This window comes from Vibrio sp. A37 (genome assembly GCF_059777565.1).
Map to the genome: position 1 here is coordinate 1 of NZ_JBLNLI010000002.1, position 24999 is coordinate 24999.

A 24999-nucleotide genomic window follows, 5' to 3' on the forward strand; every position below is an offset into this window, starting at 1 on the left:
TCAATGACATCAATGACATCAATGACATCAATGACATCAATGACATCAATGACATCAATGACATATCTTAGTGGTGCGACTAAGCTACAAAGCTGAAGTGCTAGATCAGCAAGTTGTTCGAGAGTTTCACATTTCCAAGAAAGATCTTTCCAGTTATCAGGACCAAACGATCTAATGTAATCTTTGTCAAAAGTGAGTGTTACCCCATTGGCATCGATCTTAAAGCCAATAGGTCCTGCAATATGTTCAGTTTGAGAGTTGATTATATTTTTCGTTCCATGCCATATATCACCAGCAACTTTCGCTACCTTGTCCCAAAAACCCGAATATTGAATATATGATTTTCCGTTTGCTTCTCGAGCAGTAAGGACACCATTTTCAAATGTATACGCCGAAGTAGTGCTCGCTTGCTTCTTGGGTGAAGAGTTATATTGGCTTGCTACATGCATGGTAAACAGGGGGTCGATTCCGCTAGCTATTTTAGAGAATGAGGCAGTCAGGAATTGTGTTTCTTGTACTGTCGGATTTGAAAGGACCAACATGGAACCTGCGCAGTCGGTTGTAACCTCACATAACATTTCGTATGGGTCTGCGCCAGTTTCTCTAAAATCACGATTTACTTTTAAGCCTGATTTATTTGCTTCGCTCTCTACTGTTTGAGGATTATTGTAAGAAGGATCATTCAGGCGTTGTATAGATTCACTTGCTAAATTTATGTTTGTCCATTCGGATGAAACTCCTTGTCCAGAGTGGTCCCTCAACAAGGCTGGGTCGTTGCCAGTTTGTAAGTGACTGACATCAATGATCCTTACTATGAGCTGGCAAGCAAGACCTTGCTCAGCTGCGAGAATCATTACTTTGAACGAGCCATCTAACTGAGCATTTTTAACAAGTGCCGATTTTGTTCGACTTACGTCGTAACAGCGCCCTCCATTCACGACTATCTTCATCGGGGCCGCAGCTCGAATTTCTAAATATTGATTATCATTTAGAGGTGTATTGCTGCCATAACTGTTATTCGGCATTATTTTAGCCTGATAGCAGGCTTTATAGACCAGCTCATCCTGAGCTGCTTCTTCCAAACTTGTGGCCTGAGTGAGTGGCGTTTCGACCCAAGTTTTCTCTACCATTTTGTTGTAGACAATATTAGCGCGAAGCTTTGTTGTTGCGTTATCGACTTGCAGTGAAATATATTCACATGACTCTGAAAACCTTGGGTTACATTGAATGTTAACGAAATTATTGCCTAAAAAAAAACCAGAATATTCATCGCAGGTGCATTCATTATGTTGTCCTGGATACCAAGTCATAGATCTAGTTGTTTCAAATGATGGGCAATAAGTGAATACATTGTCAGTGTAGCTTTCAAAAGCAGGAGATATAAGTTTTCCTGTGTTCAGTGCAGGCTGATATGGGGTATTCGGATCATCTAAAGTTTCTTGGCGAAAGAGCTGAGTATTGCCATCTCTATCGCGGCTAAAAAACGTGAATCCACCGAATTTGCTTCTTCCGCCAGTTAACTCTATTGGGTATCCCACTCCTGGCATTTCTGACATGACAAAGAATCGCATTCCAAGTAGAGCTCCAGTGAATTTGTCGTGAGCAATCAGATAAACACCATTTTTGAGCCCGTAGCTGGGTTGAGACGGATCATTAATTTCCTCACGCTCAATTAGGCCTATTTTAATTACTGCAATCGTTTCATAGGATTTGTTGGAATCAGAAGACATAACTTCGGCGGGTGTTTCTTGAATTTCATACAAATTGTGCATTTTCTGGATACGATTAATCCACGCCCCATTGATACCTACAGGTGTAGTGATGTTGGATGTTTTTTGTCCGTCAACGAACCTTCCAAATAACGCGAAGGTGTTGTTGGATATCGTAATATCGTCTTTGTAATAAGTATCTTTTGACGAATAGAGTACGGATACATCTGCGGACATACTTCGACCACTTAACATAAAACTATATTCAGTATTTTCTCCTCTATACACATGGTTCAAAGTTGGAGAAAATTCCGATTTTGAATTTAGATGAGCTCCTCTACAGCTATATAATTCCAGCTTTCTCCAGCCGGTAATAGTAATTACATTAATGTATTCAGATTTATTTGAAGATAGAAGCAAAAATGATTGACCGTTTATATCGGTGTATACATCGATGTGGTTAATCTCTTGCTTGTTTATAAGGTGAGTGTCAATCAATGGAATGACTTCCCATTCTGACTCAAATATTGGCTCTGGTGCTATGCTCGGCTTTTCTGATGACCATTTAATACAAATATAATGTTGTTTTATATCTTGATCTGAACCTCCAACAAAAAAGGCTTGTACCCCCAGCATTTCACCAGATACTTCATCTATCCTATTGTGCATAGGATGATAAAGACTCTTCAAATATATGACACCATGGCCGACAGTACTTAACCCATACTTGAAAGCTGAGTTTGGTATAGTGTTGTGAGAAAAGCCACCGCCTTGCTCATCCTGATTCTTACTAGCAGAGTTACTTGCATTGTTATGACTGAGTAGCTCAATACACCATGAACTATCGTCATTAGGATTCTCCTTACTTAGTTTCGCAAATTCAGTAGGACCATAATTACATCCAGTATCGACAAATTTATTTTCGGTAGGATCGTAGCTATTGAGTGTGCTTTGTATTTTCAATTGGCCGTTATTAAACCCTTCAAATGCAGCAATATGATTGCAAGTGGTGTCAGAAACTGTAGGTTCAAATTGCTTAGCCGAGACTACTTGAGTATATAATTCTGTACCCCAAGCAAGACGATATGCTGTGACTTCTTCTTGCATCTCGGCTTGAGTGATACCAAAATCGGCAGGATTACTGGCAAAGTCATCGTGAAGCATGCCCCAAGCACTTGGCATCATGCCGCTACTCACCAATGCACCCAAAGTAGCAACTTGTCCACTTTTAGTAAGAAATTCTCGACGGGATATTAAGGCATCAAAACAATTTAGTTCTTTTTTCTTTAAACTCTCGTTATTTAATACTTTGTTTATGGTTTTAGTTAGTTTGTGGCGTAGGGTTAGTAATAAGTGTTCTTTATTATTGGTAGTAGTCATTTCACGTCCCTTATTTTATTCTTTATGGGAATATTCCCTTTTTTATAATTTATATTTACTATGACTATTTTAGAATGACCGGTATCATATAAATCACATTGCAATTATTTGTTATGTATTTTTTATTTTTCAATAAAAACAATTATTTAAATATACATCGGAGAAGGGGTTAGAGAATAATTTTATATTTTTAGTAGTGATTACTCATAAGTTGATATCATTATTTATGATTTGATTTTGAGCTTTATACTATGGATTTATGAATCATTAAGCTTAAATCCAACTTTATGTACTGTTCTCAACATCGGAAACGAAAAGGGTTTGTCTAATTGAGTTCTCAACTGATATATGTGGCTTCGCAATGTTTCATTGATATTTTCATTTGTATTCCAAATATGCTTTATTACTTCTTGGCGTGTTACTATATTAGGGGCTTTTACACATAATAAACGAAGAATTTTAAATGTCGTTGGGTTTAAGACTAGCTGTCTTCCATCTCTTATCGCTTTATAATTATGTGTATCAATAGTTAAATCTCCATATTGAAATATTGATTGGGCAAGCATCCCTCGCTCACGTTTAACGAGAGTATTAACTTTCGCTGCTAAAAGATCGACATCAACAGGAATAGAAAAGTAGTCATCTAATCCACAGCGATATGCTTCGAGTATGGTTTTTTTGTCTTGAGCTTTGGTTATCCAGATTGTCGGGGTTGTGATACCGGATGTTCGAAAGTTTTTGCAAATATTAAACGCAGAAGAAATCAATGTGGGGAAGTATATGATTACAGCGTCAAATTTAACTTCAGATGCCAAAACTTGTGAATGTTTTGCACTATCGGTGTAATCGAGTTCATAACCTAATTTTTCAAAATGTAGGTATACCTTAGTTATATCGCAGAATCTCTCTCTAACTAATAGTATTTGTTTCATGGAGTTACCTCAGTATTTGGGATAAAAGATTATTTCTATTAGTCAGGAAAATGCCATTGGTAATCGGTACGTGAAATGGGTGCTTATTTGATTCATTTCTGAGAATATGAATAAAAGTGTTTATCCTTTAATCGTTTGAATGGTGAGAGCACGTTTGCCCTGCATCATCTCCTTGAACATATCCCACTCATCACCCATGCTTATTTAAAATTAATCTGAGTTATTATGATGTGCATGCAAAAAGTAAGGACACTCTTTCTTACACTCATGTTAACTGCTTTGTCACATGAAAGTGTAAGCGAGCCATTACCTGAGTCGGATCCTTGGGGCCAGTTGAAGTTTGTGACGGAAAAATATCCTCCCCATAACTATGTTGATGATCAAGGGCACTTAACAGGATTGTCCGTAGAAGTGATTTTGGGTGCAGCAAAGATAGCAGGCTCTAAATTAAACCGGGAACATATAGAAGTACTACCTTGGGCTCGCGGTTATAAAATGGCATTGAACATAAAAGACACAATGCTTTTTACTACGTCGAGAAAACCCGAAAGAGAGACGTTGTTTGAGTGGATAGGTCCGATTTCACAAGGTTCTCCTTCCGTGCTTATTGCAAGGAAAAGCAGCCAAATAAAAATTAAAAGTCCAACAGATTTATTAAATTATCGAATTGGAGTCGTGCGTGGAGACAGTTTACAAGATCGATTAGTTAAATTGGGCGTCCCTGAACACATTTTAATTAAATCACACAGCCCAGAAGAGTTAGCCAAACAGTTGAATCAGCGTGAAATTGACTTATGGGCATACAATCTTCCCGGTGCAGGAAAAATTTTTCGAAAGTTCGGTCTATCACCTGGGGGGTTCGAGGATGTGTATGAACTCAAATTTAATGATAACTATATTGCTGCAAATCGGCTGACTTCTAAGACGATGATAATGAATGTACAGAAGGCCTTAGAAGAATTTAAGGCAACGAAAGAATATCAATTGATATTGACTAAATATCAGTAGTTTGGTGCTAAAAATTGGCAGTTTGCTCTAGTTGTAAATGTTGTGTTTGGGCTTTGCCATCATACGGGAGTAGAGATATGTCTATTAACAACTTTTGGGCATTGCTGATCATGATTGCAATGTTGATTGGCGTCCAAGCTAGCGCTAAAGCTGAGTTATCCCCCAGTGATCCATGGGCTGGGTTAGTATTTATTACTGAGGATTACCCTCCATTTAATTATGTTGGTGAAGATGGAAAATTAACTGGCCTTTCCGTGGAGACTTTACTCGGAGCAGCCAAACGTGCTGGTTCTGATTTAACCGTTGAAGATATTATGCTTCTTCCTTGGGCTAGGGGGTATCGGATGGCGGAGAATGATAAAAATGTGGTTTTATTTACCACCTCTCGTAAGCCAAAGCGTGAGAATCTATTTTTGTGGGCAGGGCCTTTGTCTAAAGGTTCTCCATCTGTGCTATTGGCGAGGAAAGATAGACATTTTGATATTAGTAATGCGAAAGATTTACATAAATATCGTATTGGCGTGATACGTGGTGATAGCTTGGAAAACCGAGTTAAGGCTTTGGACGGACCTAATGATAATATTATCAAAGTGCACAGTGGAGAGCTACTTGCTGAGCAGTTGGAAAAAGGCCGTATTGATTTTTGGGCGTTCAACCTGCAAGGAGCAGTAAAGATATTAGACTCGCTTAATATACCCAAATCGGAATTTGAAGTTGTATTTAGGTTTCCATTCAATGACAACTATCTTGCGATAAACAAAAAAACATCGCCGAAAAAGGTCGAACAGTTGCAAAAGGCGTTGGATGAATTTAAGCAAACAAATCAATACCAGCAGCTTTTAAAGAAATACAATCACAATACAACAAATTTGTAATTAGCTCAGGTTGGGCTGTGTGATTCAGAATTTAAGTTCGTTTACGGATTTGACTCTGAGTTGCTTGCTCCTGGGTTGTATCTAACCCACTTGAGTGCACCGTTTGTTTCAAACTTATTGGCAGGGTGGCAGATCATGTAGTAATCACCCACTTGCAATATTGCTCCCAGCGAGTAAGCCTTATCTTGGTAATAGCACACTCGAAACTTGGCTCCTTGACCATTTACCACCACGGCATTTTGAGAAGAATGATGGGGAAGGGTGATCACTTCTGCTGTAGTTTGTTGACTCAGTAAAACAGTCATTACGGTAATGAGTATTCTCTGCATTGCTCTGTCCCTGACTTTAAACGTGCAACGAACGCCGTCCGTCTTTAGCAACTCTTATGGAAACTTTCGCTGATATCTAGGTAACATGCTTTGATTTCCAAGTAGCCCACCTTGATGAATATACAATAAAGTAGCATCTGGATTTGTTTCCCACCAATTTATCAGACATCGCCACATCATTGGATCATACAGAAGATCAAATTCAACACTTGTTTGTTCAATGAGTGCTTTCCAAATAGCATAGTCTTGTTGGTAAAGCTTGCCAAAGTGATGTTTGCCTTCAAGCTCTAGGATGGTGGGTAAATGTGAAACACTGGGTAATTGAGATATTTGGCTTATCAAATAGTCTTTACCAGCAACGCATGGGCAAGTCAGAACTTCAATACCAAAAGGGGATAGACATTGGTTTAAGTAACCTGCTGTTGCGCCTGTACCTGAAGGCAGTGCAACGAAGAGCTCATCAATGGATTGTTTGTGCTTCCATTGCAAAACTTCATCTGCTAGCTGGCTGATCCCTTGCTGAGCAAGTTCAGAGTAACCACCTTCAGGAACATACAAACAATTCTCTGTAGGTTGCCTAAATTCTAAAATGTACTCTCTGCGGTGAATATGCGCTAAATTCTCGATTGATGAAACAGAAATAATTTTTGCGCCGAGCTCCAATGCGCCACGATAATTACCAATAGGGCTCTCTTGCAACCATGGTGGAATCCTATCGACATAAAACTCAAGTTGCCAACCTTTTAAGTGAGCTAGAGCTGCCAGAGAGTACAGTGAGTTTGCTTGTACGGAGCCATAGCTAACGATTGTGTTAACGGCCGGGTTGTCTGTCGATAGTAGGGAAGCGAACTTACGTGCTTTGTTTCCCGAAAAGTGACGATGTAACATGTCGTCACGTTTAAGGTAAAATGGTTTGCCCATAAAGGTGTGTTTTGTTACTGGGCTATCCTTTATTTGCATAATAGTTCAGCAAGCTCTAGACATTTTTATTGTCACTTTCAAATTCGATTGTCGCTATGCATCCGCCAGTCGCACTTTCAGTCAAAGAAAATTGCCAATGATATCGGCGGCATAGATCTTCAACAATTAGTAGTCCTAATCCATGGCCTTCTTTGTTTGGTGTTGAAGTAAGGCCATGACCTTGATCTGCGATAGAGAGTTGGCAAACACTTTGTGAGATACAGATTTTTCCTTTCTCTGTTGCTGCAATAGCATTTCGTAATATGTTGCCTATCAGCATATTCATGACCGGAGGAGTTGCTCGGATCATGGGGTTAGAGTCCACTTCCAAAGCCACTTCTAAACCTTTCTCGATCGCTTGAGTTGAGTTTTGATCAATAATTTTTTCTAGCTCATGTTGGGTAAATTCTCTTTCTGGTGCAAGGTCTTCACTCTTTTCGTAACGAACTAAGCTCAGTAAAGTATCAATCATGGTCTCCATTTGGAATGAGGCATCATCTAGTCTTGAAAGCTGACGCTGCTGAAATTCGTTCACTTCTCCACGAGATAAGAGTTTTGTTGAACCCTTAACAACAGTTAAAGGTGTGCGCAGTTCATGGCTGGCATATCGTGCAAAAGCTTGCTCTCGCTTGATGAGTGTATGCACTTCCTCGCGATAGCCATTCATCTTGTTAGTTAATGTCTGAAATTCTTCTGCTGCTTCAGATGACATGGTAAATGGAATCTCAACATCTGAACCGTGTTTTTCGAGTTGAAAGTTTATATCGTTTAAAGGAGAAATGAGTCTTTGTGACAAACGACTTAACATAATGCCAAACACTAAAATTAAGCACAATATGATGACTAATACGACTGAACCAGCATAAGCTAATTCTTTAAAACCAAACTCAATTCTATCTATTTGTGCAATTAACACTAAGGGTGCTTTTTTTCCGTCTATATAGTAATGGCCAACATAAACCATGTAGTCTGACGGAAGTGAGTCAAAGCTCACTTCATCAAGATAATACTCTTTGGACTTTACAAACTCTCTAAAAGGTTGGGGCACGTTTGCAAAGTTGTTGTAGGCGTTCGTTAACAGGTCTATTTTGATAACACCTGTTTCTCCCTCTGAAAATCTGTGGATAGCTTCGTCTCTATCAACAAGCAGCATTCGTTCACCGGCACGATCTTCTGAATATTGCAAAGCAAAGATAAAAATTAGAAATGTCATCAGACCAATGGCCAAAGAGACGAGAGTGAAAAATGTCGCTAGCCGCCCCGTAAGAGTACGAGTGTTACAGAAAAAGCGAAGTCGCATCCTTATTTTTCCTCTAATCGAAAGCCTATTTTGGGGATGGTTGTCAGCATAGGTGAAGAAAAAGGTTTATCGAGCTGATTTCTTAGCTGGTATATATGACTTCTAAGCACGTCATTGCTAGGCTCATTTTCTTGCCAAAGTTTATCGGCGATTTCTTGGCGAGTGACAATCTCAGGAGCTTTAGAGCACAACAATTCTAAAATAGTGTACGTGGTTGGATTTAGTGCCAATGGCTTCTCTTCTCGATAGGCTTGGCGAATTTTTTGATTGATTCTAAGGCTACCGAAGTTGATAACTGTGTTAGATACAGCGCCATGGTAACGCTTAATCAGAGCATTCATCCTTGCTTCTAGAATATCCAGATCAAAGGGCTTAGTCATATAATCATCCGCCCCATGTTTGTATCCATTTAACATATCTTCTTTGTTATCTAGAGCTGTAAGCATTAATACAGGTGTGTTTTTTCCCGCTTCTCTAAGGCGATTGCATACAGTGAGGCCATCCATTCTAGGCAGCATCAAATCGAGCAAGATGATGTCAAAATTGTTTTTTAGTGCTAACTGTAAGCCAAGCTCTCCGTTGTCAGCGTAATCTAACTCCATTCCCAAACCTTCAAAAAAGTCGAATATTATTCCTGCTACCTCGCGGTTGTCCTCAACGAGTAAAATTTTGTTCATTCAGTGTTCACCTTAATGCAATTTCTAGCTTCCAGAGTTTACGTGAAAAAAATGTCAATCACATTGTTTTGACATTGAAGTTGATAAAAAGGTCATACCAAATGCTTGGTTTGCGCTGAAGTTTGTTTTTAAAGGCGCCCTTTTTAATTTTAAGAGTAGTCTGTATGAACCGTATTTCTCTCATTTCCAACACAGCGGAAAAAAATGTTGTGCTCTCTGTCATTGTTCCATATTTCAACGAGCTTGAAGTATTACCAGAGTTTCACTCCCGTTTGACTAAGGTACTCGATTCTATCGAAGATGAAAGTGAAATTATTTACATCAATGATGGCAGCGTTGATGGGAGCCATGAGTTAGTCGAATCACTACCAGTCAGCAGTAGTAAAGTGGTTAGCATAAACTTAAGCCGTAATTTTGGAAAAGAGAATGCAATGAGTGCGGGGCTAGAGCATTGTACTGGTTTGGCAGCTATTTTAATCGATGCCGATTTGCAAGACCCTCCCGAGTTAATTCCAAGCATGCTCAAGGAGTGGAGAAAGGGCTACGATGTCGTCAACATGCAACGCATAAAAAGGGAAGGAGAAAGCTGGATTAAGCGTAAGTCTGCTGCGATGTTCTACCGTATTTTAAACTTGCTATCCAAGTCAGACATTCCCGAAAATGTGGGCGATTTTCGTCTATTGAGTAGGCAGGTAATCGATCACATCAATGAAATGCCAGAGCGTAATCGATATATGAAAGGTATGTTTGTTTGGCCGGGTTTCAACCAGACCACTATTATTTTCAAGCGATTTGCCAGGCACTCAGGAAAAACTAAATGGAACTATTTCAAGCTAATTGGTTTGGCAATGGATGGCATCACTTCGTTTTCAATAAGTCCACTTCGTGTTGCAACAGTACTAGGAGGGCTGGTTGCGATTAGTGCTTTTTTTTATGGTATGGTCATCGTTTTTAACGCACTTGTCTTTGGTGTTCAAACTCAAGGTTACGCGTCAATTATGGCCGTCCAGTTGGCTTTAGGTGGTATACAGTTGCTAAGTGTAGGGTTGCTAGGTGAATATATTGGCAGAATATTTATTGAGACTAAGCGCCGGCCTTTATACATCGTTCAATCAATAAATGAGCGCTCTAATGTTATGAATGCACAGCCCTCTGTTAAGGAGAAGCGTGCATGAAGTCTAGCAAGACGTATTTGTGGTTTATTTTATGTACCACCTTCTTGATTCGTCTGCTGTCACTCGGCGCTTATCCGTTGATGGATACTACCGAAGCCCGTTATGGGGAAATGGCGCGGATTATGGTGCAGACCCACAATTGGTTAACACCAATGTTCGATTACAACGTCCCCTTCTGGGGAAAGCCGCCATTGTTTGCATGGATGAGTGCCGTTGGAATTAAAATATTTGGTGTTAGCGAGTTCGCGGTTCGATTTCCAGATTGGCTAGCAGGCGTTGCTGTCTTAGCGATGATGGCTTATTTTGCCCGACGTGTTGGTGTGAATGCTTTGTTGACCGCGACTATTCTGGCGTCTACTGCTATTTTTGCCGTCTCGGCTGGCGTAGTGGAAACCGATATGGCACTCACATTTGGCATGACGTTAGCCATGATGGGTTTTTACCTTTGTTGGCAAGATAGCAGCAAACTTTGGGGGTATTTAGGTTTTGTCGGCCTAGCCATCGGGTTACTTGCTAAGGGACCGCTGATTATTGTGTTAGTAGGGTTGGCAGTGATGCCTTGGCTAATATTGCAATATGGCTTTAAAGACTCCTTCAAGCAGCTCTGGGGGCGTTTTCCTATCATAGGTGGCACGTTACTCATGTTGGCAATTGCGGTTCCATGGTATGTCATGGCTGAAAGAGCGACGCCTGGCTTCTTACATTACTTTTTAGTCGGTGAGTACGTTGATCGCTTTTTAGACCCAGGGTGGAAAGGGGATTTATACGGAACTGCTCACGAAAGAGCACGTGGGACCATTTGGCTGTTTTGGTTATTGGCGGCTCTCCCATGGTCTATTGTTTTACCTATCTCTTTTTGGCGTAAACGTAAATATATTCAGACTGAAAATAATAAGCTAAACCCTATAGTGAGTTTCGCTATTTGTTGGTTGATCTCGCCGTTAATCCTATTCACATTTGCAGGGAATATTTTACCTGCTTACGTTTTACCGGGTATTCCTGCAATAGGAATCTTGCTTGCGGTACTAATCTCAGAAAAACAGCTAGAAACAAAGTGGTTTAAAATAAGCGCTGCGATTTGCCCAATTGCACTCGTATTCGCTCTATTTTACATTCACTATAACGTGGCGGATGTACGTAGTGACAAAGTCATTTTTGACCAAGCAAACAAATCATTACCGACTTACTACGTAGGGGAAAGAACTTTCTCAGGTGAATATTATAGTAACGGTAAAGCGAAACTGTTAAAAAATCCGGCAACGTTGAAAACTCTGGCTAAGTTCCAATTAGTTGGAATTGATAACCAAGTTGACCCTGTTATTAAGTTGGATAAGTTGAATTGCCAAGTGGAATTTACTGCTCCAAGTAAACGCTCGTTATTTCTGTGTGAGAAGTAAAATGTTCAGGCAAAAAATTGTAAAGTTCGCTTGTGTGGGTGGCGCTGGTTTTGTTGTTGATACAGTCGTTTTTTCTGTTGCGATTTATGTATTAAAAACAGATTTATTGCTTGCACGAATTGTTTCTTTCATATTTGCAGCTTCAACAACTTGGCTAGGAAATAGACTATTTACTTTTTCAGAGCGAGAAAAGGAAGCAAAGCTAAAACAATGGTCGAAGTTTTTTTGTAGTGCATTAATTTCCGCAGTGCCAAACTTTACTGTATTTCAAATGGTTATTTTCTTTTTGGGTAATCATGGGATTACTCCATATTTAGGATTGGTTTTAGGGATTTTAGCCGGGATGTGTAGCAACTTTTTATTAAGTCATTTCTGGGTGTTCAATAACCACCAACCAGCCTCGGAAACGCTATAAATATACCAGATTTCATCTATTGCTACTGTAAGCCCTGAGTAAGTTTCTTACTTAGGGTTTTATTTTTGTGGTGTGCAGACATCCCATAAAAAAAGCCCAGAACGAAAAGATGTTCTGGGCCGATACAAACATAGGAGTTAATAAGAAAAAGCAGTGTAAATAGTAGTGAAATAAGAATTAGGACCTTTTGTTGTCAAAACTCTAATCGCTCTTGCTAATTACAATATATAAGACGCAATAAAAGCGAAACAGTTCCATTCAATTCATAAAAAATTAAACTTTTTTTCTCTTTTTGTTCATTTCTCTCGTGTCACCACTCTAATTCGTTGTATTTAATAAATATTTTATGAAATCTTCACCCCTATGTTTTTTGTGATAACGAAAAAGAAGCTTAAATCTGTGATGTTAATCAGTTGTTAATGACGAGCGATGGAGATATATTTCAAACAAGTGTTTAATACTGGTGATTGAAATGAACGTCCGCACCGATACCAAAGCAAAGATTTTAGATGCTGCAGAGCTACTGTTTGCTGAGCATGGGTTTAACAGTACTTCTATGCGCACAATTACGAGTAAAGCTGGAGTGAACCTAGCAGCCGTCAATTATCACTTTGGAGACAAAAAAAGTTTAGTCAGAGCAGTTCTAGACCGTTATTTGGAAGTATTTATGCCTTCTGTCAAACAAGCGCTTGTTGATCTTAATGGAGAAGAGTCATTTTCTATGCAAGCCGTGTTTGAATCTCTTCGTAAACCTTTACAAAATTTAGATTCCGTTCGGCCAAATGGAATGAGCCGATTTATGTTACTGCTTGGCCGAGGATACACTGATGTTCAAGGCCACCTGCGATGGTTTATTACCACGCGTTACCAAGATGCTTTGTCTCTCTTTACCGATTCTGTCCTGAAAGCAAACCCAAACCTTAAACCTGAAAAGCTGTTTTGGCGCTTGCACTTTACCCTTGGCGCTTGCGTATTCACTATGGCTTCAAGTCAGGCTTTGTTGGAGATTGCTCAGAGTGAATATAGCCAAACTGCAGATGTGAACGCTATCGTAGACGAGCTTATTCCTTACTTAGCGGCTGGGGTAGCAGAATAGAGACAAGTTAACAGGCTCAAAACTCAATTCATGCCTAAACTTACTAGGTATACAGTGAAGATACATTTCCAATAGTGAAATAAGGAACTGAACATGCGTGCTCAACGAAAAAAATGGGTGAGTGACCCAACGTTTAAGCTGTTTAAGAAGTTACTGCCACCTCTCTCAGATACGGAAAGAGAAGCGATGGAAGCAGGCAGTGTTTGGTGGGATGGAGAGTTGTTCTCTGGAAAGCCTGATTTTACCAAGCTTCATCAGTTCCACAAACCAGTTCTAACAGAAGAAGAGCAATCTTTTGTAGACAATGAATTGGAAACGCTACTGGGCATGCTTGATGACCACAAAATCGTTAAAGAAGATAGAGATTTGCCTAAAGAGGTGTGGGACTACCTTAGAAAAGAGCGTTTTTTCTCTCTTATCATTGCTAAGGAGTTTGGTGGAAGGCAATTTTCATCTCTGGCAAACTCAACTATCGTCACTAAGATAGCCACTCGCAGCATTAGTGCAGCGGTGACCGTCATGGTTCCCAATTCATTAGGCCCGGGTGAGTTGATTTCTCACTATGGAACTCAAGAGCAGAAAGAATATTGGCTACCAAGGCTCGCCGATGGTACAGATATTCCTTGTTTCGCTCTTACCGGCCCTGAAGCGGGATCTGATGCAGGTGGTATACCTGACCGTGGCGTAGTTTGTTATGGAAAATATAAAAACAAAAAAACACTTGGTATTAAAGTAAGCTGGAACAAACGCTATATCACCCTTGCTCCTGTTTCGACAGTGCTTGGGCTCGCGTTTAAATTGTATGATCCTGAAGGTCTTTTAGGTGAACAAGAGGAGCTAGGTATCACTTGTGCGTTAATTCCTACCAGCCACAAGGGTGTTGAGGTCGGTGAGCGGCATGATCCTTTGAATCTAGCCTTTATGAATGGCCCAACTCGCGGAGAAGACGTCTTTATACCTATTGATTGGATAATTGGTGGTTCTGATTACGCTGGTAAAGGTTGGCGTATGTTGGTTGAATGTTTATCTGCGGGACGTGGTATTTCTCTTCCTGCTCTTGGTACAGCCATTGGGCACTTAACCTCACGAACTACGGGTGCCTATGCTTATGTGCGAAAACAATTCGGTACATCTATAGGCAAGTTTGAGGGTGTGGCTCAAGCTCTAGGACGAATTGGTGGGCTGACTTATTTGCTTGAAGCGACTCGAACTTTAACAACGACAGCTTTAGACCTGAAAGAAAAGCCGGGCATCGTTACGGCAATTGCTAAGTATCATATGACCGAAATAGCTCGAACCATATTGAATGATGCGATGGATATCCATTCTGGCCGCGCTATTCAAGAAGGGCCGATGAACTATTTGTCATCTCACTACTTCGGTGTACCCGTTGCGATAACTGTGGAAGGTGCCAATATATTAACTAGGAATTTGATGATATTCGGCCAAGGTGCGATTCGCTGTCATCCATTTGTTTTAAAGGAGATGGAAGCGGCGGCAAATCCGGATGCAGAAGAAGGCGCAGAAGATTTTGATGAACTGTTATCCTCTCATATCACTTACACCACACTGAATACATTTGGTGCCTTTTTCTCGGCCTTCACAAAGTCCTATTTTAATTCTTCACCGATGTCCGGGCCGACAAAACGTTATTACAAAGAGATCACTAGACTCAGCAAGGCATTAGCTGTGAGTTCCGATTTTGCCATGCTGACTATGGGTGGCGATTTAAAAAGAAAAGAGATGATTTCGGCAAGACTTGGTGATGGGTTGAGTTATTTGTATATGGCATCTGCTGTGCTGAAAAAGTATGAAGATGAAGGTAGACAGCAGCAAGATTTAGAGTTTGTACATTATTCTATCCAACATTGTTTTCATCACGCGGCGAAGTCATTGCAAGAGGCTTATTCTAACTTTCCGAATAAAGCCGTGGGGTATTTACTGAAAGGTATTGTATTCCCGCTAGGTAATCACTTCAAAATGCCGTCTGACGATTTATCCCTGCAAATTGCAGATAGCTTAATGACTCCTGGAGCGCATCGCGATCGTTTAACCCACTTGTGCTACATCGGTAAAGATGAGAATGATAGTGTTGGTTTGGTCGAAGAGGCATTTCTAGCTATGTATAACATTCGTAGTTTAGAGCGTAAGCTATTTAAAGGGATAAAGAGTGGTCAGATAGATAAAAAAGCGCCTTTAGAGACACGCTTGTCTCAAGCTTTGGAAGCAGAAGTTCTGACTAAAGAAGAAGTTGATAAAATATTAGTAGCAGAGAAGCTTCGTTATCAAGCTATTCAGGTGGATCACTTTAGTCATGATTTTTCCGAAATAAGGACACAACAAATTAGTAAACCTAAGCTAAACAGCGTCGCATAGCATTTAGCAACGGACTGTAAATGAATAGCCGAGTGTATTGATACACTCGGCTTTTTTCCGTCTACAAATACATTTTTGCCGATAAAGCCATTAAACAGATTTGGTTGTAATGGTTTGCGAAGGATACATTGGTACTCAGATTACTCTTGTTGTTCGGCTTATCTTGCCTGAGGTTATTTTGTAATTGCCGTACTCGATTTAGATAATTTAAAAAGTTTATCATCTTCTACTCCTAACATTGCTCGTCGCGATTTCGGTTAGATTCGTATAAAGATGCTTTCCTATCAATTAAAAAGAAATTAGTATCACCTTATGATTCTTGTAGTGTTGCCATGGGATACAATAAATTGGAAAAGATTGATAAAGAAGTTTGCCAGGTGCTTAAAAGGCTTCTAAAAAAGACGGGCATTTCATACGGTGAACTGGCCGAATATCTAGATATTTCCGAGGTCAGTGTTAAAAGGCTACTCAATCTACAACAGCCTTTATCTATGTCTCGAATGATAGAAATAGCAAATCTACTTCAGACTCCTCTATCAAATATCATTCAAGAAGCAGAGAAAGCATCGTTAAGCGCTCCTTTGTTTACCAAACAGCAAGATGAAGCATTTTTTGCGAAACCAGAGCTATTCACGTTGTTTTCAAAAATCTGTTGTACTGATGCGAGTGCGATGCGACTGATGCAACTGTTTAATCTTGACAAAAGTTCGATGTATTTGTATTTGCGTGATTTAGAGAATTTGGGGCTGATAAAACTAGTGTCAGAATTGAAATATCGGTTAACGGTTCCAAGGCACATCGTGTTTGCTGCTGGTTCAAAATTTCCAACCTTCTATAAAAGTAAGGTGATTGATGGCCTAAAAGAAAGGGTACAGTTGCTGGATATTAATGATACAACTGCGTGCTTAAGTGTCGCTCGTTTGCAAATTACCAACGAGGAGTTTCAAGAGCTTGAGCGAAAAATCGAATCGCTGTTGTCAGAAGCGAGAAGCCTAAGTTACAACAGAGAGCAATACAGTGTGAATGCTGAAGAACATACAATGGTTTTAATGGGAGCCAAAGGATGTTTTTATCCAACGATGAAGGCACCAAGTGCATTATTGTGATGGGTTTTTGGTGAGGTTTGTATAAAAAAGTGGCCCAACCACTAGATAAAATTTTCCAAAATGTAAGAAATTAGATGAGATTTTGCCACGAAACTTTTATCCTAGCGGGGTTTTTTTAAGGAAGTTGAATATGATCATCAAACCTAGAATTCGTGGATTCATTTGTACCACAACTCATCCTGTAGGTTGTGAAGCAAATGTGCAAGAGCAAATCGCTTACACTAAAGCGAAGGGTCCAATTAAAAATGCACCAAAACGCGTACTAGTCGTTGGCGCATCTAGTGGCTATGGATTGTCTTCTCGTATCGCAGCAGCATTTGGCGGCGGTGCTTCGACAATTGGTGTTTTCTTCGAGAAAGAAGGCACAGAGAGAAAGCCTGGCACAGCTGGTTTTTACAACGCTGCAGCGTTCGAAAAACTAGCAAAAGAAGAAGGCCTTTACGCTAAAAGCTTAAACGGCGATGCTTTTTCAAACGAAGCTAAACAAAAAACTATCGACTTGATTAAAGAAGACCTAGGTCAAGTAGACCTTGTTGTTTACTCTCTAGCGTCTCCAGTACGTAAGATGCCAGAAACAGGTGAACTTGTTCGTTCATCTCTAAAACCAATTGGTGAGACGTACACTTCAGCGGCTGTTGATACAAACAAAGATACCATCATCGAAGCGAGTATTGAGCCTGCAACCGAAGAAGAAATCAAAGACACTGTAACTGTTATGGGTGGCGAAGATTGGGAACTTTGGATCAATACGCTTTCTGAAGCAGGTGTACTGGCTGATGGTTGCAAAACCGTTGCTTACAGCTACATCGGTACTGAGTTGACTTGGCCAATCTACTGGGATGGCGCATTAGGCCGAGCTAAGATGGATTTGGATCGCGCAGCAACAGCTCTAAACGAAAAGCTTTCAGCAAACGGCGGTAGTGCAAATGTTGCAGTACTTAAATCTGTTGTGACTCAAGCGAGTTCTGCGATTCCTGTGATGCCTCTTTACATCGCAATGGTATTTAAGAAAATGCGCGAAGAAGGTGTTCACGAAGGTTGTATGGAACAAATTTTCCGTATGTTTAGTGATCGTCTATACAAAGACGATGGCAGTGCAGCAGAAGTGGATGACAAAAACCGTCTACGTCTAGATGACTGGGAACTGCGTGAAGACATCCAAAATTACTGCCGTGATTTATGGCCACAAGTCACTACTGAAAACCTAAAAGAGCTAACTGATTACGTTGAGTACAAAGAAGAGTTCTTGAAGTTGTTCGGCTTTGGTGTCGAAGGCGTGGATTATGAAGCTGACGTAAATCCAGCAGTTGAAGTCGAGTTTATCAATATCTAAATCAATAAACTTTGATACTAGAAAGGGCACTCATTGAGTGCCCTTTTGCTTTGGTATTTTGGTTGTAAGGTTTGTCAACTGAGGATGATCAGTATGGTTCCTGCTAAGGTCATTAGAATATTGGCTATGGTGTAGGTGCCTGCATAGCCCAGTGCTGGAATCGTTGATTTAGTATGGTCGTTAACGATGTCCATCGCTGGTGCGCAGGTTCTAGCGCCAATAATAGCTCCAAACAACAGTGCTCGGTTCATCTTCAAAATATAAGCGCCAACTAGATAAGCAATGATGACTGGAATGACACTCACCAAGAAGGCTAAACCAATAATCTGTAGGCCGTTTTGAGATAAATGTGCAAACATCTTTCCACCAGCACTGAGCCCTAGGCCGACCATAAAGAACATCAGCCCCAGCTCTTTAATCATATTCAGAGCTCCTTGAGGCACGTAGCCAAAAGTAGGGTGGTTGGCTCGCAAAAAGCCTAGCGTGATTCCAGACAAAAGCAGCCCAACGGCATTACCCAAACCAAAAGAAACTTGGCCAAATGTCATAGTAATTAGGCCGAGCATGATGCCAAAGATAAAGAAGCTGCAAAATGCAAACAAGTCAGCAAGCTGGCTGTGTACGGCAATAAAACCAATTTTTTCGGCCAAGCCAAGCACTCGACTTTTTTCACCACTGACTTGCAATACGTCACCCTTGGCAACAACGATGTCTTGATCCATTGGCATTTCAATTTGTGCGCGAACCACTCGGTTGAGAAAACAGCCATACTCAGAAAGGTTAAGATCAGACAACCTTTTGCCAACCATGCCATCACTTTTAACCACGATTTCTTCTTCTACAACTCTAAGGTCGAGTAAGTTGCGGTCAAATACTTCTTTACCGTTGCGGAAGCTAGGATCAAGTCTTGCGTGGCTATCAGGAAAGCCTACTAATGCTATCTCATCACCCTCTTGTAATATGGCGTCACCATCAGGGTGGGCAAGGATACCGTTACGACGAATACGTTCGATATAGCAGCCGGTTTGACGATATATCCCAAGCTCGCGTAGGTTTTTACCATCAGTCCACTCAATGAGCTCTGGACCTGCTCGATAGGCTCGAATGATAGGCAGGTATACTTTTCGCTGCCCAGAGCTGCCTAAACCACGTTCTTTAGCAATTTGTCTGGCTGAGTCGGAAAGGTTTTGTCTTTGTAACTTAGGTAACAGCTTGGCGAATAGAATCATACTGATCAAACCGACCAGATAAGCCATGGCATAGCCCACAGACAAGTTTTGCATCACAGTGGCAAAATTCGCGTTGTGGGGGATGGTGGCTAAACCGGAATTTAGAGCATCTTGAGCGCCCACTAAAACTGGGGTAGCGGTGAGTGCTCCAGCCATCATACCCGTGGACATGCCGAAATCTAATCCAAAGAAATGCCCGGCAAAGTATGTAATAGCGATTGATGTGGCTATGACCACCATACATAAAATGAAGTAGTGCTTACCATCTCGGAAAAAGATGCCGAAAAAGTTTGGGCCAGCTTCTATACCGACGCAGAAGATAAACAACATAAATCCGATGGTCAATGCATCAGCATTAATAGAAAAGCCTAGGTGACCTAGAATCAGCGAAGTAATTAAAACTCCTATAGAGTTGCCTAGTTGAAGGTTTCCGAAGCGGATTTTACCTATAGCTAGGCCTATCGCTAAAGAGACAAAAATTAGAAGAATGGGGTTTTGTTGAAGCAAATGTACGATATCTATATTCACAGCGCGGCTCTATTCTCATGCCAGCAAATCAAAAATCACACCATAACGGACAGGTGTAAATAAACTGTGTGAATTGTATCTGATTAACGTGAAAAATTAAGTGAAAAATTTCATTTTTAATCATTATTTTTTGTATGGCATAAAAAGAAAAATTCCGCAGTCATTAAACTGCGGAATTTAAGGTATTCAGATGCGAAATGTCTTATGGATTATTCAGCAAATAGGCCCAAGTTTTCTTTCGCGTAAGCTTCGAAATCGTCACAACCACCGATATGCTCTTGGTCGATAAAGATTTGTGGCACTGTTTCAACTGGCTTACCAACTGTTTTCTCTAGGTCCGCTTTGCTGATACCTTCAGCATGAATGTCGACATAGCGGTAATTGAAATCATCACGCTGCGCTTTTAGAGTTTCTGCGTGTTCTTTCGCTCGAACACAAAATGGGCAACCCGGACGTCCAAAAATAACCACGAACATAAAAAATTCTCCTCAATACTCGTTATGAGCAACTATGCCTTATCCAACAAGGGAAATAAAGCTAGATTTGTCTGTTAATTTGATAGTTAAAACCTATCAATAAAATTAGAATGAAGAAAGCGCTTAAAACACAATCAACAATTAGCTGCCTGAACGTAAACGCTTAGGGCATGCTCACTACAATTGCGATAACTTGTCGTAGCGGGAATCCTTCAAAGCATCTTTTACTCGCCTAAGGTTTCTTCTAAAACCAGAGCCTCTGCGCAGAGTAAACCCAGTTGCTAGAACATCAATCACGGTCATTTGAACAACGCGGCTAGCCATTGGCATATATACATCAGTATCTTCTGGGACATCTAATGTAATCGACAATGAGCTGGCTTTATCTAAAGGAGAGTCCTTTGCGGTAATGGCGATGACAGTGGCACCGTTTTCTCTGGCTAAATTAGCAATTTCAACTTGGCTTTTGGTCCGCCCTGTGTGGGAAATCAGTACGATAACATCATTATCTGTGCTGTTGATGCAGCTCATTCTTTGCATTACCACATCTTCAAAGCACGTAATGGGAATGTTGAAGCGAATAAACTTATTTTGCGCGTCTTTTGCTACAGCCGAGGAAGCACCTAAACCGAAGAAAGAGACTCTTTTCGCTTGAGTTAGAAGGTCTACAGCGCGATTGACCTGCATGGGATCTAAACTATTTTTGGCGACATCCAAGCAAGCCATTGTTGACTCAAATATTTTATGAGTATAAGCGTCAGGGCCGTCGTCTTCCTCGACATTACGGTTTACGTAAGGCGTTCCGTTAGCAAGACTTTGAGCCAAATGGAGTTTAAAGTCAGGAAAGCCTTTTGTATCCAGACGGCGGCAAAAACGGTTCACTGTTGGTTCACTGACGTCAGCCATCTTAGCCAGCGTCGCGATGCTGGAATGAATAGCTGTTTGAGGAGAAGCCATAATAACTTCAGCTACTTTGCGCTCTGACTTACTGAAGTTTTCTAAGTTTTTCTGTATTTTTTCTAATGTATTCATAGAGTGTACGAGAGTTATAGAGAACAACTCATTGGTTGTCTAAATTAAAGCCGATAGTAGCTGGAAACAATTTGTTTCCTAAAAAAGTTGCATTAAACCAACACTATGCCCCCAGTATAACGCAACGCTTGATATACAGTAATTTTTATACAGATCAAATGGTGAGAATATGATGCGCCTCAAACAAAACTTTCTTCAAACTACAAAAATGAAAGACTCAGGCACGATTCTATAGCAATTTGATAACAAATTGATGGTTGAATTACAGCAAAAAGAAAGAAAATTTCAATTTCTCAATGGAGGGCAACCTATCTAGAAGAATGATAGGTTGCTCGGGGATATGAGGTTATGGATGGTTGATTTGCTTGGTAAGATCCATAATTCGCTTCATCAACTTAGGAGCTTGTGTCGCGATGTATCGCTGTTCTTCAATTACCGCTTCCAATATGTCAAAGCTGGTTAATGGGTTAGCTAAAACAACTCTAAACACAATGACATCCAATTGATCCCATTGGCTTGGATTTAGTCGAGTTCGAGAAACAAATGACTTACCTGTTTCTCTTTGTTTTTTCTGAATGAATTTAGTGAGTTCATTCACTAGTTCATTTAGCTCTGCTTTGTCAGCTGCCTTTGCTTTTTGTAGTGCATACAAAACGCTTTCAGGTACGTAGCGATAAGTGAGCAAACAAAGTTCAGGCGTTGACACAAGCTCGAAGTCGGGTTGGGCTTGTATTAGTTCAGCGAACTGCTTGGCTTTCTCTATACCTTGGTCAATTAAAAGCTCGTAACCTGGACGGCTAATAATATGCATTGATGCATACACTAACATTGCCATTCCTGAGCGGGAGCCTTCCAACGTTCGGCAGCCAAGATCTTTCGAGCCTTTACGCAAGATATATTGAGCATGGTGCTCGATAGAATTTATTAAGTCAGGCTGCTTGAACAGTACCATTCCGGCACCCATTGGAATATACAATTGCTTGTGCGCGTCAATAGTGACTGAATCAGCAAGTTCGATACCTTTTAAAAGGTGACGATAATTATTTGACATCAAGGTTGCACCACCCCACGCCGCATCAACGTGAAAGTGGCAGTCTTCGGCTTGGCAAATTTCGGCAATTTGTTCTAGGGGATCAATACTGCCAGTTTCAGTTGTGCCCGCAACACCAACGACCGCGATTGGTTTTATATTTTGCTGCTTTAGCTCGGCAATTTTTTCTTGTAGATCAGTTGGGCAAAGGCGGTTTTCAATGTCGGTTTTAATTGAAATCAGCCCTTCTTGTCCAATTCCCAACACATCAGCTGCTTTTTTTAGTGAGTAATGTCCTCTTTCAGACACTAGTATTGCTAAGCCATCGTAACCATAGTGAAGCATGGCTTTAAATAAGCCTTCTTTTTCTACGCCTTTAAATTCTCCGTCTGCACGTAGCAGGTTGTTTCTTGCAACCCATAAAGCGGTAATATTTGCGACTGTCCCGCCAGAGCAGAATGCTCCAAGTGAGTGCTGTGCACTGTGCATCCATTGAGAGTAAAAAGAATCCGAATCGTTATAAATTAGTCGGTGAAGCATGCCTAAAACTTGGCGTTCTAGTGGTGTGAAGGCTTTCGACGTTTCAACCTTAACCAAATTTTGGTTCAGCGCGATCATAATTTTGGACAACGGCATCAAAAAGTAGGGAAGTGCCGAGGTCATATGTCCAATAAAGCTAGGTGCAGAGGTGTGTACTGAATGTGCAACTAACGTATCTAGCAGGTGCTCAGTATGGTCTGAGACAAATTGTGCTTCTTCTGGGATCGCAGGGTTAGAAAATGATTTTTCGATTTCTTTTAATGGTTTTTCTTCTGCAACGATGTGCTCGCGCAGAAACTCATTTAAGTTTTGCGAGAGCTTTGCTTCAATTTTTGTAAGTGTGGAGTCTGGCCCTTCTGGTACTGTAAAAATCCTAAGTAGACTCTCGAAACTTACGTCAGCGCTTTTTTGTTCCGATACCATACTGTCATATACTTGTATTATTTAGGCCGACAATCTAAACGAAAACGAGAACAAAGTCTCGTTTTTATTGGGTTGATGTTAGCCACTCAGATACTGATTCAGCTACTCGCAGTTAATTTTCTCGATTTTTGTGATCTCAGCGTTATATTTTTGCAATGAATCATTGATTTGTTTGGGGTTACTTAAGAGATCTGCAAAGGCTGAACGCAGCTGATAATTGTCAGCATGCGGCGGCGATTGGCGATCTTCATAGGTCAGTTTAGCCGCTTTTCCCAGTTCGTCATCATGTTTAGCAAGATTCTTTATATCTTTTTGTTCTAGCTGAAGCCACCGTTCAACGGGCTGTTCTGTCGCGACTTTTCTAGGGTCATTCTGCAGGTAGTAAGTAACGGCAATTTTGCTCAGTTCAAAGTGGTGTTGACGTCCTTGAAGAAACCACTGGCTGACTTCTTCAAGATCAGGATACTGCTTGTTGGTGAGCAAAATTAGATTGCTGTACCACTCAAGGGATGCATCAACGTAAGCGTCATATTTTTTTTCGAGACATTGCGTGTCAGCGGCATTGGCGAAAAAAGATACCGAACTCACTAAAAGAGCTGCGATAAGGCGATTCATAAACGTTCCTTGTATTTTTCAGGTCCTACCTAGGGCGAATAACCCTAGGGTAATTCTAGAGGATATTGATTATTATTCCTGAGATCTAACTTGCAAGTGAAATAAAGAACAGCATTAAAACTGGGACCAGCAGGCTTAAAATAAAACCACTGACGATCGCAATAGGTACACACCTTACCCCACCAGTTGTTTGGATGACGGGTAACGTAAAATCTAATGCAGTCGCTCCAGCATATCCGATGGCTGTATGTGGTCTGCTCCCAATTATGAGAGGAATAAGAATAAGGGAAAACAGTTCTCTAAGAAGTTCGACCAAAAAAGAGGCACCGCCAAAAACGGGGCCGTATGCACCGCCAATTAAGATACCTGATAAAGAATACCAGCCAAATCCGGATGACATTGCTAGGCCTTTTAGCAAGCTGATGTTGAGTATTTTGGCTGCGATAACACCACCAACCATTGAACTACCAACGATCACCGCGGCGATAAGCATTCCGTGCTTGTTTAAAATAATTTGTCTCAACGTTAGTCCACTGTTTCTTAACTGAATACCAATCAAAAACAACAGCAGTAACAAAATCCACTGACTTATGCTTTCGACAATATGGATATTCACTGGGAAAAACAGCCCAACAACCAAACCTCCAGCAACGACCAGAACTAGCTTGGCGGACTCGATAGCCATGCTTAGCAGCGGTAATTTGTTTTGTTTACTATCGGCATCTATACCAAAAAACTTATCGACAAGTGGTAAACAAACTAAATTACAAGCGCCAATGGCGAGGAAAAATACCAAGGTATACTGAGAAATTAGCTGCAAGTTTTCGCTTAGATTATCTAAAGCAGACAAGCTAAGTCCCATTAAAGCGAGAATGACGTAAACCAGTCGAGAAGTGTATTTTATGATTTGATCTAAAGTGGATTTACTTGAAATGGGGACAAGGTATCCAACAATAAGTGCTGCGAATATTAAAAGCATTCCCGAAAGCATGGCGTCCTACTCTCTCCCTTTGGGTGGTATTAAGAAGCGCCAATCATACATTGAATTGACAAAAAGG

Annotated in this window: 21 protein-coding genes; 9 read left to right on the top strand and 12 right to left on the bottom strand. The window is 40.6% G+C overall.

The genetic code is table 11. The features are described from left to right. Nucleotides 1–3089, bottom strand: a 3089-nt coding sequence (locus ACM2FC_RS03770) for a hypothetical protein (protein WP_498479514.1), incomplete at its 3' end; no start/stop codon positions are given. Nucleotides 3090–3346: 257 nt separating this feature from the next. After that, entirely contained in the window at nt 3347–4021 is a 675-nt protein-coding gene (locus ACM2FC_RS03775; protein WP_498479515.1) for a response regulator transcription factor, read from the bottom strand. A 234-nt stretch (nt 4022–4255) separates the two neighbouring features. Between ACM2FC_RS03775 and ACM2FC_RS03780 the strand changes: the two genes are divergently transcribed. Together ACM2FC_RS03780 and ACM2FC_RS03785 are read left to right on the top strand one after the other, a co-directional pair. After that, a complete protein-coding gene (locus tag ACM2FC_RS03780; protein WP_498479516.1) occupies nt 4256–5029 on the top strand; it encodes a substrate-binding periplasmic protein in 774 nt (257 codons plus the stop codon). A 77-nt stretch (nt 5030–5106) separates the two neighbouring features. Further along, on the top strand, nt 5107–5904 hold the full coding sequence (locus ACM2FC_RS03785) for a substrate-binding periplasmic protein (protein ID WP_498479517.1): 798 nt from the start codon (nt 5107–5109) through the stop codon (nt 5902–5904). A 41-nt stretch (nt 5905–5945) separates the two neighbouring features. Here ACM2FC_RS03785 and ACM2FC_RS03790 read toward each other — a convergent pair whose 3' ends face one another. Genes ACM2FC_RS03790 through ACM2FC_RS03805 form a run of 4 tightly spaced genes read right to left on the bottom strand, consistent with a single transcriptional unit; the run spans nt 5946 to nt 9170 of the window. Further along, nucleotides 5946–6233 carry a DUF1496 domain-containing protein gene (locus ACM2FC_RS03790; protein WP_498479518.1) on the bottom strand — a complete coding sequence of 96 codons (288 nt, stop codon included), beginning with the start codon at nt 6231–6233 and terminating at the stop codon, nt 5946–5948. A gap of 54 nt (nt 6234–6287) precedes the next feature. Continuing rightward, the gene (locus tag ACM2FC_RS03795) at nt 6288–7193 is read right to left on the bottom strand and encodes a 1-aminocyclopropane-1-carboxylate deaminase/D-cysteine desulfhydrase (RefSeq protein WP_498479519.1); all 906 of its coding nucleotides are present in this window, start codon (nt 7191–7193) and stop codon (nt 6288–6290) included. Nucleotides 7194–7209: 16 nt separating this feature from the next. After that, nucleotides 7210–8493: a histidine kinase dimerization/phospho-acceptor domain-containing protein gene (locus ACM2FC_RS03800; RefSeq protein ID WP_498479520.1), complete on the bottom strand. Its 1284-nt coding sequence runs from the start codon at nt 8491–8493 to the stop codon at nt 7210–7212. A gap of 2 nt (nt 8494–8495) precedes the next feature. Then, a complete protein-coding gene (locus tag ACM2FC_RS03805; RefSeq protein WP_498479521.1) occupies nt 8496–9170 on the bottom strand; it encodes a response regulator transcription factor in 675 nt (224 codons plus the stop codon). 164 nt (nt 9171–9334) lie between these two features. Between ACM2FC_RS03805 and ACM2FC_RS03810 the strand changes: the two genes are divergently transcribed. The 7 genes from ACM2FC_RS03810 to fabV all read left to right on the top strand — a co-directional run bounded on the left by ACM2FC_RS03810 (nt 9335) and on the right by fabV (nt 18068). Continuing rightward, entirely contained in the window at nt 9335–10345 is a 1011-nt protein-coding gene (locus ACM2FC_RS03810) for a glycosyltransferase family 2 protein (protein ID WP_498479522.1), read from the top strand. Beyond that, the gene (locus ACM2FC_RS03815; RefSeq protein WP_498479523.1) at nt 10342–11742 is read left to right on the top strand and encodes an ArnT family glycosyltransferase; all 1401 of its coding nucleotides are present in this window, start codon (nt 10342–10344) and stop codon (nt 11740–11742) included. Before ACM2FC_RS03810 ends, ACM2FC_RS03815 begins: the two co-directional genes overlap by 4 nt. A gap of 1 nt (nt 11743) precedes the next feature. Further along, a complete protein-coding gene (locus tag ACM2FC_RS03820; protein ID WP_498479524.1) occupies nt 11744–12157 on the top strand; it encodes a GtrA family protein in 414 nt (137 codons plus the stop codon). Nucleotides 12158–12629: 472 nt separating this feature from the next. Next, nucleotides 12630–13253 carry a TetR family transcriptional repressor PsrA gene (gene psrA / locus ACM2FC_RS03825; RefSeq protein ID WP_498479525.1) on the top strand — a complete coding sequence of 208 codons (624 nt, stop codon included), beginning with the start codon at nt 12630–12632 and terminating at the stop codon, nt 13251–13253. 93 nt (nt 13254–13346) lie between these two features. After that, on the top strand, nt 13347–15629 hold the full coding sequence (locus ACM2FC_RS03830; RefSeq protein ID WP_498479526.1) for an acyl-CoA dehydrogenase: 2283 nt from the start codon (nt 13347–13349) through the stop codon (nt 15627–15629). A 332-nt stretch (nt 15630–15961) separates the two neighbouring features. Then, complete coding sequence (locus tag ACM2FC_RS03835; protein WP_498479527.1) at nt 15962–16735, top strand: helix-turn-helix domain-containing protein; 774 nt, start codon at nt 15962–15964, stop codon at nt 16733–16735. 130 nt (nt 16736–16865) lie between these two features. Continuing rightward, a complete protein-coding gene (gene fabV, locus ACM2FC_RS03840; RefSeq protein WP_498479528.1) occupies nt 16866–18068 on the top strand; it encodes an enoyl-ACP reductase FabV in 1203 nt (400 codons plus the stop codon). 74 nt (nt 18069–18142) lie between these two features. Here the strand turns inward: fabV and ACM2FC_RS03845 are convergent, their stop codons facing one another. From ACM2FC_RS03845 to ACM2FC_RS03870, 6 genes are all read right to left on the bottom strand, one after another. Beyond that, complete coding sequence (locus ACM2FC_RS03845) at nt 18143–19825, bottom strand: aspartate:alanine antiporter (RefSeq protein WP_498479529.1); 1683 nt, start codon at nt 19823–19825, stop codon at nt 18143–18145. Between the two features lie 209 nt (nt 19826–20034). Beyond that, nucleotides 20035–20301 (bottom strand): GrxA family glutaredoxin, encoded by a 267-nt coding sequence (locus ACM2FC_RS03850; RefSeq protein WP_498479530.1) that lies wholly within the window; start codon nt 20299–20301, stop codon nt 20035–20037. A 177-nt stretch (nt 20302–20478) separates the two neighbouring features. Continuing rightward, the gene (locus tag ACM2FC_RS03855) at nt 20479–21333 is read right to left on the bottom strand and encodes a MurR/RpiR family transcriptional regulator (protein WP_498479531.1); all 855 of its coding nucleotides are present in this window, start codon (nt 21331–21333) and stop codon (nt 20479–20481) included. Nucleotides 21334–21679: 346 nt separating this feature from the next. Then, nucleotides 21680–23326 carry a pyridoxal-dependent aspartate 1-decarboxylase PanP gene (gene panP / locus ACM2FC_RS03860; RefSeq protein WP_498479532.1) on the bottom strand — a complete coding sequence of 549 codons (1647 nt, stop codon included), beginning with the start codon at nt 23324–23326 and terminating at the stop codon, nt 21680–21682. Nucleotides 23327–23428: 102 nt separating this feature from the next. Next, a complete protein-coding gene (locus ACM2FC_RS03865; protein ID WP_498479533.1) occupies nt 23429–23941 on the bottom strand; it encodes a hypothetical protein in 513 nt (170 codons plus the stop codon). A gap of 85 nt (nt 23942–24026) precedes the next feature. Then, nucleotides 24027–24932 (bottom strand): LysO family transporter, encoded by a 906-nt coding sequence (locus ACM2FC_RS03870; RefSeq protein WP_498479534.1) that lies wholly within the window; start codon nt 24930–24932, stop codon nt 24027–24029. Nucleotides 24933–24999 lie beyond the last annotated feature (67 nt).

Bases quoted from the DNA above. Each gene is read 5' to 3' on its own strand.
- ACM2FC_RS03775 (WP_498479515.1), bottom strand. From the start codon at position 4,021: ATGAAACAAATACTATTAGTTAGAGAGAGATTCTGCGATATAACTAAG.
- ACM2FC_RS03780 (WP_498479516.1), top strand. From the start codon at position 4,256: ATGCAAAAAGTAAGGACACTCTTTCTTACACTCATGTTAACTGCTTTG.
- ACM2FC_RS03785 (WP_498479517.1), top strand. From the start codon at position 5,107: ATGTCTATTAACAACTTTTGGGCATTGCTGATCATGATTGCAATGTTG.
- ACM2FC_RS03790 (WP_498479518.1), bottom strand. From the start codon at position 6,233: ATGCAGAGAATACTCATTACCGTAATGACTGTTTTACTGAGTCAACAA.
- ACM2FC_RS03795 (WP_498479519.1), bottom strand. From the start codon at position 7,193: ATGCAAATAAAGGATAGCCCAGTAACAAAACACACCTTTATGGGCAAA.
- ACM2FC_RS03800 (WP_498479520.1), bottom strand. From the start codon at position 8,493: ATGCGACTTCGCTTTTTCTGTAACACTCGTACTCTTACGGGGCGGCTA.
- ACM2FC_RS03805 (WP_498479521.1), bottom strand. From the start codon at position 9,170: ATGAACAAAATTTTACTCGTTGAGGACAACCGCGAGGTAGCAGGAATA.
- ACM2FC_RS03810 (WP_498479522.1), top strand. From the start codon at position 9,335: ATGAACCGTATTTCTCTCATTTCCAACACAGCGGAAAAAAATGTTGTG.
- ACM2FC_RS03815 (WP_498479523.1), top strand. From the start codon at position 10,342: ATGAAGTCTAGCAAGACGTATTTGTGGTTTATTTTATGTACCACCTTC.
- ACM2FC_RS03820 (WP_498479524.1), top strand. From the start codon at position 11,744: ATGTTCAGGCAAAAAATTGTAAAGTTCGCTTGTGTGGGTGGCGCTGGT.
- psrA (WP_498479525.1), top strand. From the start codon at position 12,630: ATGAACGTCCGCACCGATACCAAAGCAAAGATTTTAGATGCTGCAGAG.
- ACM2FC_RS03830 (WP_498479526.1), top strand. From the start codon at position 13,347: ATGCGTGCTCAACGAAAAAAATGGGTGAGTGACCCAACGTTTAAGCTG.
- ACM2FC_RS03835 (WP_498479527.1), top strand. From the start codon at position 15,962: ATGGGATACAATAAATTGGAAAAGATTGATAAAGAAGTTTGCCAGGTG.
- fabV (WP_498479528.1), top strand. From the start codon at position 16,866: ATGATCATCAAACCTAGAATTCGTGGATTCATTTGTACCACAACTCAT.
- ACM2FC_RS03850 (WP_498479530.1), bottom strand. From the start codon at position 20,301: ATGTTCGTGGTTATTTTTGGACGTCCGGGTTGCCCATTTTGTGTTCGA.
- ACM2FC_RS03855 (WP_498479531.1), bottom strand. From the start codon at position 21,333: ATGAATACATTAGAAAAAATACAGAAAAACTTAGAAAACTTCAGTAAG.
- panP (WP_498479532.1), bottom strand. From the start codon at position 23,326: ATGGTATCGGAACAAAAAAGCGCTGACGTAAGTTTCGAGAGTCTACTT.
- ACM2FC_RS03865 (WP_498479533.1), bottom strand. From the start codon at position 23,941: ATGAATCGCCTTATCGCAGCTCTTTTAGTGAGTTCGGTATCTTTTTTC.
- ACM2FC_RS03870 (WP_498479534.1), bottom strand. From the start codon at position 24,932: ATGCTTTCGGGAATGCTTTTAATATTCGCAGCACTTATTGTTGGATAC.